Raw genomic sequence first — 18252 nt, forward strand, 5'->3', positions numbered from 1 at the left:
GCTGATATCTGACATGAAAGTTATTCAAAAAACAAGACATCTTCTAGAACTTAGCAATAGACTCGAATTGAAGAATAATGCGATCGTATTCCTTACCAGCTATTTTTTCACATTTGGACTGCCAACTTTAGGCTTATTTTTGTTAATACCTGTCGGGATCGTCGATGCTGGAGTGGAAAGATTTTCCTGCAAAAAAGTTGAGCGAACGATCGCAACTTGCGAATTAACCACGTCAACTTTTGTGGGGTTAGTGAAAGGCAAATTAACCTCAATCGAGGGAGTTAAAGGATCGAGAGTTGATAAAATAACTGATACAGATATGGAGGAGGTATTTCTCGTAACCAACCAAGGTGATGTTCCGCTACCGAATCAAACTGGTGACGATGTAAGGTTGTTCAACAAATACATACAAACGGCTGTCGGAGAAATAGTAATATAAAAAGATTACGGGTCATCGTTTTCGGGTATTTTGATAGGAGCGGTTGCCATGCTCCCTTTTGTATTAGCTGTTGTAGGAGGAACATACTTTGCACTTCGTTATGAATTCATTCTGGAAAATTACATCTTTGATATAAATACAAGTACATTAACTATCAAAAAAAGGGGAATATGGGTAAATGAAGTTGCAGAAATATCCATCGGCGAAATTTCCAAAGTAGAATTAAAAACAATACCTACCGAAAACGATAACTTATATGAAGTACGTTTGCTAATGAATGAGGGCGATCATCTATCTTTAGGCAAAATTGCGAATCAGAAAGAGCAACAAAAAATGGCTGACTTGATTTGCGGCTATATCGAGAAGCGATCGCACTAAATGAATTCACCTGCGACTTTAAGTACGCGCGGCGTAGCTATCCCTCTGGGCTGAATCGCCCAAATCAATAATTAACGATACTTAGGTAGGCGCCAATAAACTTTACATTCTGTTACATTATAAAGTTTTCTTCATTTTTGTTTGCCATTACTTCCTGTACGATCGCGCTAGAAAGCTAACGTTTGACTCCCAATGAGATAATTAATATATTTTTACGATTCATCTCCTTAGATCGCGGAAAGCTCTCTCAAACGCAGCCGCAGCTTAACTCGCGACAATTGTTGTCGGTCAGAAATTTTAGTGCTAGCCTATTAGCAAGATAAAAAGGGTTATTCCATAGGATCGCTTCCAATAATATATAAGTTAACAATTTGACCTAGCCTGGTCGGGAAGTCGATCTGTAACATCAGTTTTGGAGTTAAAGGGTGAAGTAAATGAAAATAATTAAGCACACGGCAACTGAACTAATAATTCAGACCAAAAGCATATTGGATTTTTGGTTCCCTAGTTGTTTATTAATGACATTTGGACTGATCGGGCTGACTTTTGACTATCATGCAGCAACTTTGATCTGCCAGCGATCGCAGGAAAAACAAGGAAATTGCCAGTTGGTGCGATCGCACTTACTGGGATCGAACATCCAAGAAATTCATCTTGCTGCTTTGCAGGGAGCAAAAGTAGAAAGATTTGGAGCCAAAAGCAGAGTTGTACTTGTGACGAATGTTGGCGATGTTCCTTTGAGTGCTAACTCGACTAACTGGGGGAATAAAGAGGCTGTTGCTTCCGACATCAATTTTTATCTGAAAAATGCAAAATCTCGCTTGCTGCGCTTAAGCCAAGACGATCGCTGGTTGGGATGGACAGGAGGCATATTTTTGCTCGCAGGAGTCGGAGTCATCGCCTTGGGAAATAAAGAAACCTACAGCTTCGATGGAACTTCCAACACCTTGACTGTTAAACGGCGGGGTTTGTTGGCTCGTAAAGTAATTAAACGCTCTCTGTTCGAGATTTATGGGGTGGAAGTCGATCGCACGAGAGATCGGGATCATGATATTTGGTACCAAGTTAGACTGTTAGTTTCTGGAGGAGATCGCATATCCCTTCCCCACACTATGAACCCTTACAAGCAAGTAGAAATCGCCAAAGCGATTAACAACTACCTCCACGCGCGATCGCACGAAAGTATTTGTAGTGAGGATTGCAGTCAGAGTGAAAATTCTGCCGGCTAAAGTCTTCACTACAAACCTAGTTATTTTTGCGGACTAAAGTCCTCACTACAAACCTAGTTTTTTTTGCGGACTAAAGTCCTCACTACAAACCTAGTTCTTTTTGCGGACTAAAGTCCTCACTACAAACCTGTCTTCACTACAAACCTAGTTATTTTTGCGGACTAAAGTCCTCACTACAAACCTAGTTCTTTTTGCGGACTAAAGTCCTCACTACAAACCTAGTTCTTTTTGCGGACTAAAGTCCTCACTACAAACCTAGTTCTTTGTTTCGATCTTTCAACTTCCAACCTGGTTTGACAACTTGGCGGGAACGTGCAATTACTAAACAATCGTCCGGCACATCTTCCGTTACCGCAGAACCTGCGGCTACAGTCACATCTTCCCCCACAGTTATCGGTGCAACTAGCACGCTGTTTGCACCGATTTTAGTGCGATCGCCTATTTGAGTTTTGTGCTTATTTTTGCCGTCGTAATTGGCGGTAATTGTCCCTGCACCGATGTTGACTTTTTCTCCCAAAGTCGCGTCGCCTAAATAAGACAAGTGAGCGACATTAGTTCGATCGCCAATTTGAGTATTTTTCAATTCTACAAAATTGCCGACGCGACAGTTGGCGCCTATTTGTGCGTGTCCCCGCAAGTGTGCGTAGGGCCCAATTCGCGAATTTTCCGACACCGTACTGTCCGAAATTACCGAATAAAGCACAGTCACGTTTTCCTTAATTTGACTGTTTTCAATCAAACTACCGGGCCCGATGCGACTCCCAGAGGCGATCGAAGTTTTACCCCGCAAGTGAGTTTGCGGTTCAATTACCACATCCGGCTGCAACTCTACGGTATCGTCGATCGTGATGCTGTTGGGATCGATCAGCGTCACGCCCGCTTTCATCCACTTATCCTTTACCCGGGCTTGCAAAATATCGGAAGCTGTGGCTAAATGTTTGCGATCGTTAATTCCCAAGATTTCTTGATAATCTTCAACATCCACCGCCATCACGGGAGAGAGAATACTTACCGTATCAGTTAGGTAATATTCTTTTTGGTCATTGTCTGCTTTTAAATCTGGCAAAATTTTCTCTAAATGCGGCCAGTGAAAACAATAAACACCTGCATTGATTCGCTGGTTTTTCTTTTGAGCTGTTGTACAGTCGCGATCTTCGACAATTTGCTGGACAAAGTTTTGACTGTCAGTAAATACTCGCCCGTATCCTTGAGGATTCGGCAAATTAGCTGTCAATATAGTAGCAGAGTTTTTGTGCTGTTGGTGAATTGCCATCAATTGTTTGATAGTTTCTGCCCTCAGCAAAGGTACATCCCCATTTAATACCAGCAAATCTCCTGGAAATCCCTTTAAGTGAGGCAGCAATTGCTGGATGGCGTGACCGGTTCCCAATTGTTCGGTTTGTTCGACAAATTCTAGGGGAGGAAAATCAGGATTTTCCGGTATTTCTTGACTTTCCATCAGCGATTGTTTAACGAGTTCACCTCGATAACCGACTATGACAAGTCGCCGGGAAATTTCAATTTCTTGACAACTTTGGAGGACTCGTTCAACTAGCGATCGACCACCCAATTCGTGGAGAACTTTGGGCAAGTCAGATTTCATGCGCGTGCCGCGTCCAGCAGCTAAAATTGCTATTGCTATCATTGTGCGATCGAGCTATTTGCTATAAAAACTAGAATATTGACTAAATGATGATATCACTCGCTGTCCGTCGATGGCACTGCGATCGCACAATTTTTTAATCTCCAATCTCGAATCCGGGCGTACTGCGTCTTTTTCCAGCCGGATGTCCGTTTGAGGCGCTACGGTTGTGGTATCTGGAGTTGCGCGCCCGATATCAAATTTCTGAGGACTGAAGTCCTCACTACGAACCTGAGTTCGTTTCGTAGTAAGGACTTCAGTCCTTCCCCAAGAGATGGGACGGAGACAGAGAGAAATTATTTGCATCTTTGATCTGGGATTTACCGAGATAGATTATACTGTTCGTTGAATTTCAGTTATGGTGTTTTCAACTCAAAAAAACTATTAGTTCCTTCTTCCGACTTCCTTCTTCCGACTTCCTTCTTCCGACTTCCATCGGACTGAATCCGTTACATCCGTTACATCCGCTACAGAATCCGTTGCCGAACTTCCTTCTTCCTTCTTCCTTCTTCCTTCTTCCTTTCTTTCTGCAATCAGGTGTCCAGCTATGACAGAGCTTAATTTTCAGGAACTTGCCAAGCAGGGAAATCCACAGGCGATCGCATCTTGGCTCAACAGCCAGTTGCCATCTGAAGGGATCGCAGCCTCCGCGAATCTCAACGGCGACTGTTTGGATGTAATTCTGGAGGCAGAGCAACTACCGATAGAAGATACATTAGTTGATTTTGTCCGTGAAAAACTGACGGATTTGCAGCCGAATTCGATTCGCAAAGTGAAGGTTGAGGGGCGAGAAAGCGGTGAGATTGGGGCTGCTTGGAGTCAAGAGTTTAGTTTGGAGAGCAGCATTTTGGAACCACAAAGCTTTGCAGGAGAATCAGTGCCAAATCTTGCTGTTGCTAATATGGACGATCGCACAGAAAGAGAGAGTACAGATATGGATGAGGAGAAATCGCCGGAATTGGCTGCATTTGAGAACCGATTGCGATCGACTTTCATTGTCGTCGGGCTGGTAACGGGTATTTTGGCGATCGCCGTGGTGGCATTTGTCAGTAAGATGTTAAACGAGCCGCCAGCAACTGCTCTGAAGAATCCAGATGAAACTACTGCCAATGTAGCAACTGTACCGGATACCTTTCGAGAAGCCGTTAACAGCGCAGTCAAAGCAGCAGAGTTAGGGCGATCGGCAAAAACGAAGGAAGATTGGACGATCGTTGCCGATCGCTGGCAAGAAGCGGTATCGTTGATGAGAAGAGTACCCGTGTCCAGCGCCAACCACGAACTAGCTCAGACAAAAGTAATCGAGTATCAAAAATATCTGCTTTACGCTCAAGAATCAGCAGTAAATCCACCTCCCCTAGAGCCAACTCCCCCAACAGCCGTAAAACCTAATCCTAAGAAAGCTAATTCCGAAAAAGCAGAACCGGATAAAGCAACTTCTAAGAAAGCCAATTCCGAAAAAGAAAGCTCCGAAAAACCTAATCCTAAGAAAGCTAATTCCGAAAAAGCAGAACCGGATAAAGCAACTCCTTCTCGATAAATTAGGTACGTAGTTGCGCTTAAGCGCTCTTGCTTATATATATAAAAGAGCGCTTTCATCGCAACTACATACCTGAAAATTAGCTTAGATCTTCCAAAAAAGCCGAACCGGAGAACAAAAGGTACGTAGTTGCGCTTCAGCGCTTTTTCTCATGTATCTCAAAGAGCGCTTAAGCGCAACTACATACCTAAGAATTAGCCTAGCTCTAGCGCTATTTCTTATATATCTCAAAGAGCGCTTAAGCGCAACTACATACCTAAGAATTAGCCTAGATATTCTGCGGGTATTTATGAAGTACCGAGAGATGTCCTATCACAAATTTGAATAGTTATGAATGACAACAATTTAATCGTTTCCCCTGAATGGTTGGCCGCCAATACCGAAAATCCGCAAGTGGTAATTGTGGACTGTCGATTTGCTCTCGCCGATCGAAAATTGGGACAAAAACAATATCAAGAAAGTCACATTCCCGGATCTTTCTATTTAGATTTAAACGAAGATCTGGCGAGTGTAGTTGGCACCCACGGCGGCAGACACCCGCTGCCCAATATTGCAGAATTAGCTAAGAAATTCAGCGCTATCGGCATTAATTCATCAGAAACTTTAGTCGTGGCTTATGACGATTCGCGACTGGCATTTGCATCTCGTTTGTGGTGGCTGCTGCGATACATGGGACACAGCAAAGTCGCTTTGTTAGACGGCGGTTTCAGCGCTTGGAAAGCGGCGGGATATCCGGTAACAGATACTTGGACAAAACCTCGCGCGGGTAAATTTGTAGTGCAATTGCAGCCAGATATGGCGGTAGATATCGAGGCTGTAAAAGAGCGAAAAGACTTGCCGGAGACAGTTTTGGTTGATTCGCGAGAAAGTGAGAGATACGAGGGTTTGCGGGAGCCGATCGACCCTATTGCAGGCCACATTCCGGGTGCTGTCAACTACCCTTGGCAAGGAGTGACCGAGGAAACTGGAAAAGTGCGATCGAACTCCGAACAAAAACAGCGGTGGGCGGAATTAGAAAAAGCCGAAGAAATCATCGTTTATTGCGGTTCCGGCGTGACAGCTTGCGTAAATTTACTATCCTTAGAAATCGCCGGAATTCCCGCTGCTAAACTCTATGTCGGTAGCTGGAGTGACTGGTGTTCCTATCAGTTGTAGAGTGCATATCAAAGCACCAATAATATCAAATCCGATTGCATCATCTTCTATTCATCTCTATCTTCTCTATCTTCTCTCTCTGCGCCCTCTGCGCCCTCTGCGGTTAAATAATTCCGATACAACCGGAAACGATAAAAGTTAGTCGTAGGGTGCATCGCTCAAAAATAGTTGCAAGCAGCCAGAGTTTTTCGTAGCGACGCACCCTACCCAATCGTGGATTATAAAGGGGTTTTCTGACCCGGATTTGGTATAAGAAATAAACGGGGTTTTTAACTCGAACTTGGTATTATAGCAAATCCGATTTGACAACCTCCCTTTATCTTCTGACTCTTCTTTCTTCTTTCTTCTTTCTTCGCGTTCTTCGCGTCTTCGCGGTTCAATCATCAAGGGGGATATGTTACCCAGATTTAGTATCATACCCTAAAAATCGAAATAAATATAAGGTAAACCGCCTTCCGGCGCCAACACCCAAACCGCATACAAACAAAGCGGCACTAACACCAATTTCACTGGCCAATTTAACTCCAACTTCAAACCGCGACTCAAAATATAATTCCCCAGCATTGCAGCAGCCACAGCAGCCAACATCCAAGTTAAATGTATTCTTTCCAAGCCCAAAGCTTCCACATAAACTTTATGCGAAAACTGCACATCAGCAGGATGCCCCCACAAATGCGAAATAGCCCATCCCGAATTCTTTAAATCGGGAAGCCGGAAAAATATCCAACTACCAAAAACCATCGCCTGAGTTAACAGCCAACCGATCGCCATTCCGATCGGATTTTCCCACAAAAAGTCGATCCGCAACTTTTTAAAAGTCACATCCGTCACCCGGTGCACCGCCAAAGCCAAACCGTGCAAACCCCCCCACACTATGAATCCCCAAGCTGCACCGTGCCAAATTCCCGCAATTAACATAACGAGAGACAAATTGAAACAAGTGCGCCACAAACCAACGCGCGAACCTCCCAAGGGAAAATACAAATAATTCCGCAGCCAATCCCCCAAAGTCATGTGCCAGCGCCGCCAAAAATCAGCGATGCTCGTACTAAAATAAGGAAAATCAAAATTTGGTGGCAAGTACCAACCCAGCAGCAAAGCAGTACCGCGCGCCATGTCAACGTAGCCGCTAAAATCGAGATAAAGTTGCAGCCCGTAAGCAAAAATCGCCAGCCACAAATCCTCGCTACCAGCGCGCTGCAAGTTGGTAAAACTTAAATCGACATAAATTCCCAAGTTGTCGGCGAAAAGACCTTTTTTGACTGCACCAAAGGCGATCGTCCAAAGGGCCTCAGAAATGCGATCGGGCGTCGGAAATTTCTGGGATTTGAGTTGATATATCAAATTATGATAGCGAGTAATGGGCCCGGAAATCAGTTTCGCAAAAAACAACTTGTAAGCAGCAAAGTGCAGCAGCGAAGTAGCAGCCGGCGCGCCTCGGTACACGTCAATCAAATAAGCAATGCATTCAAAGCAAAAGAAACTCAATCCCAGGGGTGCGATGACGTGAGTTTTTACCCAGTTAGCACCGTCGAGAGCAACAGGCCAATTTAACAAAGTGCCGATCGAATTCAAGAAAAAAGGTACATACTTAAAACCCAGCAGCAGCAAAACATTCAGCCCTATTCCCAGCCACAGTACCAACAAGCGCCGGCGATTCCAAGATTCATTAGCAATCCGCCAATCCAAAGGTTCCCCAATCGCCATCGCCAAGCAGTAATTAAACACAACACCGACTAACAGCAGAGGAATGTACCAAATTTGCAGCGAAGCGTAAAAAATCAGACTTCCCGCCAGCATGACAAACAGCCGCCACCACCGCAGGGGAACCAACCAGTAAGCCGCGAACAAAACTAACAAAAACAGGGCATATTGAAGGGAAATGAAAGTCATGCGATTTTAGATTTTGGATTTGGGATTTTAGATTGCAGAAGTGGGAAGGGCTGATTCTGTATGTGGGTTGGGAGCGCGAGGCTACTGTTTCATTGTTTTTTAAATCGACACTGAAGCTAATACTAACTATTAAAATTTGTTTGCACTAGGCGATCGATGCCAGCGGTGCGCCGCTACTGGAAAAATCGTTTTTTGAGAGATTGTGAATGGCGGCACACCCTACGGTTACTACTGAGAACGCATACATTTTACAGCATAAGGGTTCGTAGTACGGACTTCAGTCCGCTCTGCTGCTGCGGAATGGGAGAGCGCACTACAAACCATGTTTGTTATCCTAATCGATCGATCGCGATATCCACACCTCGAAACTTTACCATCGTTGGCGGTGCACGTCACAGTACAATGGATTTCTGCCCGCAAGTCTTTCACCAAATAGCGAAAAACTCTTTTGCTCCTTCACGATCGCAACTTTTGGTGCGAAATCGCGCGCAGCCGATCGCAAATTCTCGATCGCCCGCCCTGTTTCCTCTGGTTGAGATGCCGAGATTTTCGCAGATACTTCTGACTCTCCAGCATAGGCGATCGGCAAATTCACCAAAAAAGTCGAACCCACCCCGGGCGAACTTTCTATTTCAATACTCCCCCCCAGAAATTCAGCCATTTTTCTACACAGAGACAATCCCAATCCTGTGCCTTTCACCCCCTTCTGCAAGTGATTTTCCACTTGGACAAATTCTTCAAAAATCCGCGTTTGGTCGGCGGTTGGAATTCCAATACCCGTATCAGCCACTGAAAAAGTAACCATTCCCCCCTTTCCCATTTCGGCGGCAACTCTGACTTCTCCCGCTTCGGTAAATTTCAGCGCATTAGAAATCAGATTCCGCAAAATCTGAGAAACTTTTCCCTCATCCGTAGTAAGAGTTGGCACTTCCAAAGGCACTTCAAAAATGAGACTGACGGGCGAGTTTTGCGGTAGCAAGGGGCGCATCATTCCGCGCAGCGCACTGAACAAATCTTCGACTTCAAAATCAGCCACGCGAACCGTTACTTTTCCGGCTTCCACCTTAGCTAAATCTAACGAATCATCAACAAGTTCTGCCAGAGATTCGGCAGATTTGCGAATAAAATTTAATTGCTTATCTTGTTCGGGTGAAAGTTCTCCGTCGATGCGATTTAACAAGATTTCGGAAATACTGAGAATTGTCGTTAGGGGAGTGCGAAACTCGTGGCTCATGTTGGAGAGAAAGCTGGTTTTGAGTTCGCCCTCTCGCTGGAGAGATTCAGCTTTGTCGTTCAATTCGGCATAAAGTGCGACGACTCCGCGATTCCTATCTTCTAATTCTTGATTTAACTGTACGAGTTCTTCTTGACGCTGGCGGAGTTCGTCTAAAGTACGCAGCAATTCTTGATTTTGCTGCTGAATTTCCGCATAGGGATCTTCAGGAATTTGGCGCGCTAGTTTATCAAGTAATTTATTGAGTTCGATCGCACTCAGCGCAGGCATCTGCTTAGAAAACTGCTTGATTAATTGTACAGCCGTCCCGCGATCGCGCGCCGAATCGATTTGCACCTCATCCATCAACCGTTTGGCTGCTGCTAAACCGAGGCCAGCACCAGTTTGCGATCGAAAATTGGGGCCCAAAACCTGAGCTAAATCAGCAATTCCCGGCCCGCTATCAGAAATCCGAGTCCGAAAAACCTGTGGCGATTCCCCTTCCACAAAAAATTCTACCTTACCACCACCTGCATATTTAAAAGCATTGCGAGCAATTTCGGAAACTGCTGTCGCGATGCGGGTTTGTGTTTGGGAATCGAATCCCAACAATGCGCCAATTTGGCGAGCTCTTTGACGTACTTGTACGATGTCTTGTTCAAAGCGGACTTCCGTTGTCAGAATTGGGTAAATCATGCCTTTTTCGCATTGAAGCATTGGGGATTGTCGATCGGGAAATCACTCATGACGATCGTGATTTATAGTTAGCCTACAGTTTCACGCTTGTTAGCAAATATTCTCAAGCTGCTTGTCTTACCAGAAAGAATTGGTTGAAAGCCTCTGGCTTTGAGGGAGAAATTAAAATCAGACTATTCATTACTTCAATTCTCGGACTTAATGGTAGAGGTCGCTCTTAAACTGTCAACTGTCAACTGTCAACTGTCAACTGTTGAACTTGGCTACTACAACTGTCATGTCATCGCGAGTGCGTTTAAAGTCTCGGTAGAGTACGGCTGCAATTAAAGCCGGATGTCTCGCAGCCAAACCCGGGTAGCGGTTTAAATCCCACTGCGCCGCCAAACCATCGGAGTGCATAATTAACAAGGAATGGGACGACCAAGGATAGACAAATTCTGCTACTTTACGCATCATGTGTCCCACAGTGCCGTTGTAGGAAACCATGCTGCGGGCTTGGTTATCTGTGAACACTACACCAGTAATGTTGCCAACTCCGGCAAAACAGATGGTTTTTTGAGTACGATCGATCTGGGCGATCGCAGCAGCCGCTCCTCTGGTATTTTTTAAAGCAGCGTGAGCCTTCTCTAAAATAGCTTTCGGCCCGAGTTTAGCGTTTTCCCCAAAAACTCGCACAGCTTCCTGAGACGCTTCCTCAGCCAAAACCCCGTAGCCAAGCCCATCAGCAACTAAAATCAGATTTTTGTTCAGATGATTTTGCGTCGCCCAGGAATCGCCACAAATTTGCTCTCCTACTTTGGGCAAGCGAACAACCCCAAATTCCAAATAATTGCTGTTTTCCGAAGCTTCCGCGCGATTCTGGGTAGGCGAGAGTCGCATTAACAAAGCAGTCCCGAGTTTCGGTACAGAATGAATATCAAAAAAACTAGAAAGGCGTTGAATCGCGCCGAGTCCGGTTCCCAGAGTTCCCGCAGTCGAAAAACCATCCCGCAAACACTGACCGACATTTGCCATACCCGCCCCCCGGTCTAGGGCTACAATTTGAATGTCATATCCTGCCGCTGTTGGTACGGTTTGCAGCAAAATTTCTCCTTCGCGGGCGTGTTTGACAAGGTTTTTTGCTGCTTCGGCGATCGCAATTGCCACTTTACCGCGATCGGTCTCATTAAATCCAACTTCGGCCGCGAGGGCGACTGCAATTCGTCGCGCTTCTCCGACTTGACTTTCTTCTGTTACGGGTAAGGCTAGGACATTTATCATTATTTGTCTAGTTCTAATCTCAAGCTAGTGCACATTTCAAAAGTAATTAGTTGTTAATTGTTATTTGTTAGTTGTTATTTGTTAGTTGTTACTGACTTCAGAAAACTAATTTCTGAGAATATTTCTAGTTACCCAACCTAAAACTCGGAGAAACCCAGTTTCTTGCCCATCATCAATCGTTTTAAAAACCGTCAACTGTCAACTGTCAACTGTCAACTGTCAACTGTTGAACCCCTCTCCCCCAACTGTCAACTGTCAACTATCAACTGTCAACTGTTGAACCCCTCTCATCTCCAACGGACGATCGCAATTTTAGTTCCCTTACCCACCTTAGAAACAATCTCAAACTCGTGCATCAACCGCTTAGAACCGCTGAGCCCCAAACCCAAACCACGATCGGAAGTATAACCATCAGTCATCGCCAATTCAATGTCTGGAATTCCCGGGCCCTTGTCTTCAAATATCAGCCGCAGCCCTTTGCGAGTACCTAATTGAAGCATTTCTAGAGTTACAGTTCCCCCCTTGCCGTAGTCTACAGTATTGCGGGCGAGTTCGCTGGCTGCGGTAACAATTTTCGTTTGGTCTACCAAGCCGAATCCCATTGCTACAGCCCAGGTTCGCACTTGCTGTCGGACGTGGACTATATCGGAGGACGATCGAATTTCTAGTGTCTCACGTTTTGACATGGCGGCTACTCTAGTTAAAATAGAACTTCTCCAGAAAACATAGAAGTGACACTCCTCACGCGAGTTCCTTGTAATAAATCTTCACAGTATCAAAAACGTATTTACCAGAAAGAATTGGTTGAAAGCCTCTCCTTAAAAGGAGAAATTAAAATCATATCATTTCCGGTTGATTGCTATCACAAAAACTGTTTGTAGTGCGGACTTCAGTCCGCTTTATTCTGCGGACTGAAGTCCGCACTACAAACCTTACTTATACCAATTTAATGGGTCGTTGCACATATCTCGATCCCCCTAAATTCCCCTCCCGGGGGACTTTGAGGAGAAATCTTGTTCCTCCCTTAGTAGGGGCCGTGCCAAGAGTGTCCGCCCTCAAGGCGCCGGGGGGATCGGAATTCTATGCAGCCTCATAAAAAATTGGTATTATTGGTCAATCGAGCAGACATAATATCAGATAATTCATTACTCTAATTGTCTTCCTTCTGGGTAGAGGTTGTTGTCAACTGTCAAGGATTAACTTTCAACTGAAAAACAAACCTATTTTTTAATGCCCTATATCTAAATCACCGGACAATTCATCGATTATTTACACCTCTGAATCAGACAAACCCAAGGATTTCCGCAATAAATTCATCCCCTTCTCAACGCTTAAAGCTGTCCGAACTCCTGTCAAAGAAAGCCCCAATTCAACCAGCGTAATCGCCACCGCCGGCTGCATCCCCACCACAACCGTTTCTGCATCTAAAAATCGCGACATTGTAGCGATATTATTGAGAATGCGACCGATAAAAGAATCTACGATTTCCAGGGAAGAGATTTCTATTAAAACTCCTTTGACTCCAGTTTTTACTATACGGTTTGTCAGGTCGTCTTGCAAAGTCATTGCCAAGCGATCGTGCATATCTACTTGGATTGTGACTAGCAGAAATTCTCCCATTTGCAGGATAGGAATCCGTTCCATAAATTCACCTCTATTTGAGTTTTGAATCAAATATTTTTTTACGCATAAACACAATATAGCGGTTATCAATGTAAGTCACAGAGCAATTACCAATTACAAATTACCAATTACAAATTACCAAATGCCCAATGCCCTGTTTGGCCTTCTTCCCAATGCCCTGTTTGGCCAATGCCCTGTTTGGCCAATTCCCTGTTTGCCCAATTCCCAATGACCTGTTTGCCCAATGCCCTGTTTGGCCAATTCCCATTTTTTTTATCTTTCCTCTTTAATATTTTTAATAGTTAAACCTTGGCGTTGCAAAGCTACTTTAAAAGCATCTGCCAAAGTCGCTTTGGTCAGAATATCCTGCAAATCAACTCCCAAATGAACGATGGTTTGAGCGATTTGCGGGCGAATGCCGCTGATGATGCACTCAGTACCCATCAAACGGGCGGCGGCTACAGTTTTCAATAAATGTTGAGCGACTAAAGTATCAACAGTCGGCACCCCTGTAATATCTAAAATTGCAAATTCTGAGCCTGTTTCCATGATTTCCTGCAACAGAGTTTCCATCACTATTTGAGTGCGGGCGCTGTCAAGAGTTCCAATCATGGGTAAAGCGAGAATACCTTGCCAAAGTTTGACTACAGGTGTTGACAATTCGAGCATTTCTTGCTGCTGGCGTTCGATGACTTCTTCGCGGGCTTTGAGAAAGATTTCTGTCACCCACAGACCGAGCTGGTCTAATAAGCTGGTGGAAAGCCAAAGTTGTTCGACAAGTGCGTCGCGGTTTTGTGTCAATTCGCGACAAAGCCGATCGAACAATGGCTTTTTGAAGCATAAGATAAAACTGGCTATCTCCGATGGGGTAAAGCCCCTCTGAACGCGCGATCGCGAAACTTCGGCCAGCAGCAGCCGCATATTTTCCCACTCTGGTGTCTGGATGTCGCTCAAGTTACCGTGTCCCACAGCTATTTGGAGCAATTGCAGGAACTCTTGACACTCCGATCGCAATTCCTTCGCTCTCATCAAGTCGTCCCGCCGCAGCCCGGTGTTTTGCAGTTCTTTGAGCCAGTCTGCTAGTAACTCAGCTTTGTTTTTTTCGAGGATTTCCGCGATCGTGTGATTGCTTGTGAGTTCCATTAAAATTATCTCCTGCTTAGCAATTTGGATAAAATTGTACGACCGATCGCACTCTTGGTATTTTGGATGGCGTAACTTCTGAGTTTAGCTCACTGTTTGCTGTTTGCGATCGGGGGTTTGAAACCGTAACTTAATTTATGGACAAAGCTACCCATCCTTCACTATTTGGGTAGCTTTGTCCGCAACTCGGGCGATCGCACGAGACTATTGGCCCCTGGTTCAATTTGTTTTTGCCCCCGTGGTATTGGATTACAGATGCGGGCGTCTTGCGTCAGAGGAATCTGCGTTTGCAATCATTATAATTTTTTTACCTGCCATGTTGACGCTCGCAGGAAGTCGTATATAATACAAAGCACAGTACATTTACTCATGTCGAGTCAAATGCAGCTAGTAGAAAAACACGTAATTAACAAACAACATAGATTTTGGCAAGAATGCGATTATTTGGCATTACAGTCTAAACATCTATACAACTGTGCTAACTACGTTCAGCGCCAATACTTTTTTGAAACCAATAAGTATTACAACTCCATCAATATTTATCACCAGACTAAGCATTTAGAAGCTTATAGGTATCTACCAACAAAAGTTAGCAAACAAATTGTTCGGAGAGTTGCTGAGACTTGGAAGGGATGGTTAGCTGCACTTAAAGATTGGTCAAAACACCCTGAAAAATATCTGGGAAAACCGAAAATACCAGGATACAAGCACAAAGAGCATGGTAGGAATGTTGTCATTTACCCGATAGATGCAATATCAAAACCTGCTTTGACAATCGGGAATGTTAAACTGTCTCAGACTAATATTGAGTTGGCTACTCAAGCTAAAAATATAGACCAAGTAAGGATTGTCCCAAAGCTTGACCATTATGTTATTGAAGTTGTTTACACAGTTAATGAGATACCCTTATCCCAGGGGAAATATGTAGCTGGTGTAGACCTGGGTTTAAACAATTTGATGGCTATAACATCCAATCATCCCGGCATCAAGCCGCTGTTGATTAATGGTAAACCCTTGAAAAGTATTAATCAATTATTCAATAAACGGGTAGCCGCATCACAATCAATCGCAGCTAGCAGACAGATAAAATCACTGAACAGTAAGCGAAGCAGAAGAATTGACAACTATCTTCACACTGCGAGTCGTCGTGTAATTGATTGGTGTCAGTTGAACGATATTGGTCAGTTAATTATCGGCAAAAACCCAGGATGGAAACAGTCAATCAATATTGGCAAAAAAAACAATCAAGCATTTACCAATATTCCCCATGCCAAGCTGATTAGTTTATTGACGTATAAAGCACAATTGGCAGGGATTGCTGTGACATTAACTGAGGAAAGTTACACGTCAAAAGCTAGTGCTTTAGATGGTGATAATTTACCGAATTATCACAAAAAGACAGAAACCAAGCCTGTTTTTAGCGGTAAACGCGTTCAGCGTGGATTGTATAGAACCTCAACTGGCAAAACAATCAATGCTGATATCAATGGAAGTCTGAATATAGCGAGAAAAGTAATTCCCGACTTCATGAAGGGAATAGAGGAATTGCCGTTTATTCCTGTAGTTTTAGGACTGTGGACTAAAATTACTAACGTAGATGTCTAACATTGACTACTTTTGGGTAGTTTTGTCCAGGTTTTTACGAGCGGTTAAACGCCTAACTGCAAAATGCGTTTGACGATCGCACTGGTAGAACTCGGAACTTCTATTTCGATCAAGGAAATCTTGCCACCTCCGGCAATAACTGCCGGTGCTTCGGGCAAAGTTTCTAGTTGATAGTCGCCTCCTTTAACGTATATATCAGGCCTCAGGATACTTATCAGTTTAGTAGCTGTAATTTCGGAAAAAATTACTACGCCGTCCACTGGTTTGAGAGCAGCCAGCACTTCGGCTCGCTGAATTTCCGGTACGATCGGGCGGGGTGGCAATCCTGGCTGCTGCGGTTTGATAGCTTGCACGCTAACATCGCTATTCAAGCCCACCACGAGCGATCGCCCCAAAGCTTTTGCCGCCTGCAAATAGCGGACGTGCCCCGCGTGCAGGATATCGAAGCAGCCGTTAGTAAACACCATCGGACGCCACTTTTGAGGATCGGAGGCGATCGATCTTTCAAGTTCTCCCAACGTGTAAACACCCGAAATCATTACAGTCATAACTAAAAAAATGCACGGCGATGAATCATCCTAGCAAAAAATGTGAGATAAGAGCGCGTTTGCCATTGAACGAGCCAGCGATCGAGCTGCCAATAATTAGTAATTGGTAATTAGTAATTGGTAATTAGTAATTGATCGCTCTTAAGGAGGAAGCAACAAACAAGAATGCCCTTCGGCTGCGCTTTCCGGCAAACAGAAGGAAAAAGCGGAAAATAGCTACTCCTGTATCTCTACTCCCACCAAAAAAATCGATACTTGCTTTCCCACAGCCGCCAGCAGCCCCAAATTTGAGACTAAGAGTTCAAACTCCCAGATTCATCTATCGAGTAATAAAAATGTCGATTTTCAAGAGCGCGGTAGGCGATGAGGAATGACTTATTCTGTATGGGTTCGAGAACCAGCCGAAAGTTGCATTGTTTTCGTCAATAGGTATAAATCCTACAAGCGAAAACGGAAAATCTCAAATCGATCGAGTGACTGCCGTGTTGTGCAGTTGGTAATTGGAGGTTCAAAAGATTGGGAAACAATTATTTCTTTCAGATCTCTGTGAGATCAATTACTATAAGACAGGGGATGAAAGTGCCACGCCATCTGGCAAGCGAGAAATATAGCGGTGAAACACACCTAAATCTTACCAAAAATTTGGGTCTAAAGCCCCGTCCTTTTAGGACAGCTTTAATTCTGCCAGAACTGTGTTAGAGTTTTTATATCCGGTTCGGTAACGTAAATGTTAGTATTTGAAGCCAAGCTAGAAGGAAAAAGCGAGCAGTACGAACGGCTAGACGAAGCCATTCGTACTGCTCGCTTCATTCGTAATAGCTGCATCAGATACTGGATGGATACGAAAGGGGTGGGTCGCTACGACTTAAGCGCTTATTGCGTAGTTCTTGCCAAGGAATTTCCTTGGGCCACCAAGCTTAATTCAATGGCTAGGCAGGCTTCCGCAGAAAGAGCTTGGTCATCAATTGCGCGGTTCTTCGACAACTGCAAAAAGGCAAAACCAGGAAAGAAAGGTTTTCCGCGCTTCAAAAAGCACTCGTCGCACGGTTCTGTAGAATACAAGACTTGTGGGTGGAAACTTTATGAAGGCAGAAGAAGCATCAACTTCAGTGATGGCTTCAAAGCAGGTTCTTTCAAGTTATGGGGAAGTCGCGACTTGCACGAATATCAGCTAAATCAAATTAAACGGGTGCGCGTAGTTCGTCGGGCAGACGGCTACTATGTGCAATTTTGTATTGACGCTGAACGCAACGAAAAGCGTGAACCGACCAGGAAAACTATCGGTTTGGATGTAGGGCTAACTCATTTCTACACGGACTCTGACGGTAATACCGTCGAGAACCCGCGTCATCTAAGAAAATCAGAGAAGTCGCTAAAACGACTTAATCGGAGACTCTCCAGAACCAAAAAGGGTTCCAAAAACAGAGATAAGGCGAGAAATCGCTTGAACAAAAAACACCTTAAGGTAAGTAGGCGACGTAAAGACTTTGCTGTGAAATTGGCAAGGTGCGTAGTCCAGTCTAACGACTTGGTAGCCTATGAAGACTTGCAGGTGAAGAACATGGTCAAAAACAAAAAGCTATCCAAGTCGATATCTGATGCGGCTTGGACAACTTTTAGAAATTGGATTGAATATTTTGGCAAAGTGTTTGGGGTAAGCTGTTCGACATTCAAACTGCACTATTTGTGTGCCAGACCCCATACTGTAAGGGGTTGAGGCAATAAATTTAAATGACTGACAGCTTAGCAACTGGTGGGAGGAAATTTGAGGCGATTACCCGATCGAGCTATTTTGGTGGAAAATAACCTGAAGTACCAACCTGTGCAAGCATCTTGTTGGGACTTCCCAAATCATCAAATGGGGGACGGTTTGATTCGTCTTTCGTGTCCG

Annotated in this window: 15 protein-coding genes and 1 pseudogene; 7 read left to right on the forward strand and 9 right to left on the reverse strand. The window is 44.4% G+C overall.

Annotation, left to right across the window (positions count from 1 at the left end; translation table 11 throughout):
- Positions 1-13: 13 nt before the first annotated feature.
- The 3 genes from QZW82_RS07220 (at position 14) to QZW82_RS07230 (ending at position 2046) form a co-directional block, all read left to right on the forward strand.
- Positions 14-439 (forward strand): hypothetical protein, encoded by a 426-nt coding sequence (locus QZW82_RS07220; protein ID WP_293146558.1) that lies wholly within the window; start codon positions 14-16, stop codon positions 437-439.
- A gap of 48 nt (positions 440-487) precedes the next feature.
- Positions 488-817: a hypothetical protein gene (locus QZW82_RS07225; protein ID WP_293146560.1), complete on the forward strand. Its 330-nt coding sequence runs from the start codon at positions 488-490 to the stop codon at positions 815-817.
- A 518-nt stretch (positions 818-1335) separates the two neighbouring features.
- Positions 1336-2046 (forward strand): hypothetical protein, encoded by a 711-nt coding sequence (locus QZW82_RS07230; protein ID WP_293146562.1) that lies wholly within the window; start codon positions 1336-1338, stop codon positions 2044-2046.
- A gap of 247 nt (positions 2047-2293) precedes the next feature.
- On the opposite strand, the gene glmU is transcribed toward QZW82_RS07230, so the two are convergent.
- Together glmU and QZW82_RS07240 are read right to left on the reverse strand one after the other, a co-directional pair.
- Complete coding sequence (glmU, locus tag QZW82_RS07235; protein ID WP_293146564.1) at positions 2294-3691, reverse strand: bifunctional UDP-N-acetylglucosamine diphosphorylase/glucosamine-1-phosphate N-acetyltransferase GlmU; 1398 nt, start codon at positions 3689-3691, stop codon at positions 2294-2296.
- A gap of 12 nt (positions 3692-3703) precedes the next feature.
- Positions 3704-3994: a hypothetical protein gene (locus QZW82_RS07240; RefSeq protein ID WP_293146566.1), complete on the reverse strand. Its 291-nt coding sequence runs from the start codon at positions 3992-3994 to the stop codon at positions 3704-3706.
- A 241-nt stretch (positions 3995-4235) separates the two neighbouring features.
- Here QZW82_RS07240 and QZW82_RS07245 point away from each other — a divergent pair, with 241 nt between their 5' ends.
- Positions 4236-5225: a hypothetical protein gene (locus tag QZW82_RS07245; protein WP_293146568.1), complete on the forward strand. Its 990-nt coding sequence runs from the start codon at positions 4236-4238 to the stop codon at positions 5223-5225.
- Between the two features lie 330 nt (positions 5226-5555).
- Positions 5556-6380 (forward strand): sulfurtransferase, encoded by an 825-nt coding sequence (locus QZW82_RS07250; protein ID WP_293146570.1) that lies wholly within the window; start codon positions 5556-5558, stop codon positions 6378-6380.
- A 420-nt stretch (positions 6381-6800) separates the two neighbouring features.
- On the opposite strand, the gene QZW82_RS07255 is transcribed toward QZW82_RS07250, so the two are convergent.
- From QZW82_RS07255 to QZW82_RS07280, 6 genes are all read right to left on the reverse strand, one after another.
- Complete coding sequence (locus QZW82_RS07255) at positions 6801-8273, reverse strand: MBOAT family protein (protein ID WP_293146572.1); 1473 nt, start codon at positions 8271-8273, stop codon at positions 6801-6803.
- A gap of 370 nt (positions 8274-8643) precedes the next feature.
- A complete protein-coding gene (locus QZW82_RS07260) occupies positions 8644-10203 on the reverse strand; it encodes an ATP-binding protein (protein ID WP_293146574.1) in 1560 nt (519 codons plus the stop codon).
- A 225-nt stretch (positions 10204-10428) separates the two neighbouring features.
- Positions 10429-11442 (reverse strand): ATP-binding SpoIIE family protein phosphatase, encoded by a 1014-nt coding sequence (locus tag QZW82_RS07265; RefSeq protein WP_293146576.1) that lies wholly within the window; start codon positions 11440-11442, stop codon positions 10429-10431.
- A gap of 287 nt (positions 11443-11729) precedes the next feature.
- The gene (locus tag QZW82_RS07270) at positions 11730-12128 is read right to left on the reverse strand and encodes an anti-sigma regulatory factor (RefSeq protein ID WP_293146578.1); all 399 of its coding nucleotides are present in this window, start codon (positions 12126-12128) and stop codon (positions 11730-11732) included.
- Between the two features lie 583 nt (positions 12129-12711).
- Complete coding sequence (locus tag QZW82_RS07275; protein WP_293146581.1) at positions 12712-13086, reverse strand: STAS domain-containing protein; 375 nt, start codon at positions 13084-13086, stop codon at positions 12712-12714.
- 252 nt (positions 13087-13338) lie between these two features.
- Positions 13339-14208, reverse strand: a complete 870-nt coding sequence (locus tag QZW82_RS07280) for an STAS domain-containing protein (protein ID WP_293146583.1) — start codon at positions 14206-14208, stop codon at positions 13339-13341.
- A 381-nt stretch (positions 14209-14589) separates the two neighbouring features.
- On the opposite strand from QZW82_RS07280, the gene QZW82_RS07285 reads away from it, so the two are divergent.
- Entirely contained in the window at positions 14590-15813 is a 1224-nt protein-coding gene (locus QZW82_RS07285) for a transposase (RefSeq protein ID WP_293146584.1), read from the forward strand.
- Between the two features lie 44 nt (positions 15814-15857).
- On the opposite strand, the gene QZW82_RS07290 is transcribed toward QZW82_RS07285, so the two are convergent.
- Positions 15858-16352 (reverse strand): adenylyltransferase/cytidyltransferase family protein, encoded by a 495-nt coding sequence (locus tag QZW82_RS07290; protein ID WP_293146634.1) that lies wholly within the window; start codon positions 16350-16352, stop codon positions 15858-15860.
- Positions 16353-17088: 736 nt separating this feature from the next.
- Here QZW82_RS07290 and QZW82_RS07295 point away from each other — a divergent pair.
- Positions 17089-18015, forward strand: a pseudogene (locus QZW82_RS07295) (transposase); the annotation flags it as partial.
- Between the last annotated feature and the right edge of the window lie 237 nt (positions 18016-18252).

The organism is Microcoleus sp. bin48.metabat.b7b8b9.023 (genome assembly GCF_013299185.1).
Taxonomy (GTDB): Bacteria; Cyanobacteriota; Cyanobacteriia; order Cyanobacteriales; family Microcoleaceae; genus Microcoleus.

Coding starts and splice junctions, on each gene's coding strand:
- QZW82_RS07245 (WP_293146568.1), top strand. CDS start 4,236: ATGACAGAGCTTAATTTTCAGGAACTTGCCAAGCAGGGAAATCCACAG.
- QZW82_RS07280 (WP_293146583.1), bottom strand. CDS start 14,208: ATGGAACTCACAAGCAATCACACGATCGCGGAAATCCTCGAAAAAAAC.
- QZW82_RS07270 (WP_293146578.1), bottom strand. CDS start 12,128: ATGTCAAAACGTGAGACACTAGAAATTCGATCGTCCTCCGATATAGTC.
- QZW82_RS07220 (WP_293146558.1), top strand. CDS start 14: ATGAAAGTTATTCAAAAAACAAGACATCTTCTAGAACTTAGCAATAGA.
- QZW82_RS07240 (WP_293146566.1), bottom strand. CDS start 3,994: ATGCAAATAATTTCTCTCTGTCTCCGTCCCATCTCTTGGGGAAGGACT.
- QZW82_RS07260 (WP_293146574.1), bottom strand. CDS start 10,203: ATGCTTCAATGCGAAAAAGGCATGATTTACCCAATTCTGACAACGGAA.
- glmU (WP_293146564.1), bottom strand. CDS start 3,691: ATGATAGCAATAGCAATTTTAGCTGCTGGACGCGGCACGCGCATGAAA.
- QZW82_RS07250 (WP_293146570.1), top strand. CDS start 5,556: ATGAATGACAACAATTTAATCGTTTCCCCTGAATGGTTGGCCGCCAAT.
- QZW82_RS07230 (WP_293146562.1), top strand. CDS start 1,336: ATGACATTTGGACTGATCGGGCTGACTTTTGACTATCATGCAGCAACT.
- QZW82_RS07265 (WP_293146576.1), bottom strand. CDS start 11,442: ATGATAAATGTCCTAGCCTTACCCGTAACAGAAGAAAGTCAAGTCGGA.
- QZW82_RS07275 (WP_293146581.1), bottom strand. CDS start 13,086: ATGGAACGGATTCCTATCCTGCAAATGGGAGAATTTCTGCTAGTCACA.
- QZW82_RS07255 (WP_293146572.1), bottom strand. CDS start 8,273: ATGACTTTCATTTCCCTTCAATATGCCCTGTTTTTGTTAGTTTTGTTC.
- QZW82_RS07225 (WP_293146560.1), top strand. CDS start 488: ATGCTCCCTTTTGTATTAGCTGTTGTAGGAGGAACATACTTTGCACTT.
- QZW82_RS07285 (WP_293146584.1), top strand. CDS start 14,590: ATGCAGCTAGTAGAAAAACACGTAATTAACAAACAACATAGATTTTGG.
- QZW82_RS07290 (WP_293146634.1), bottom strand. CDS start 16,352: ATGATTTCGGGTGTTTACACGTTGGGAGAACTTGAAAGATCGATCGCC.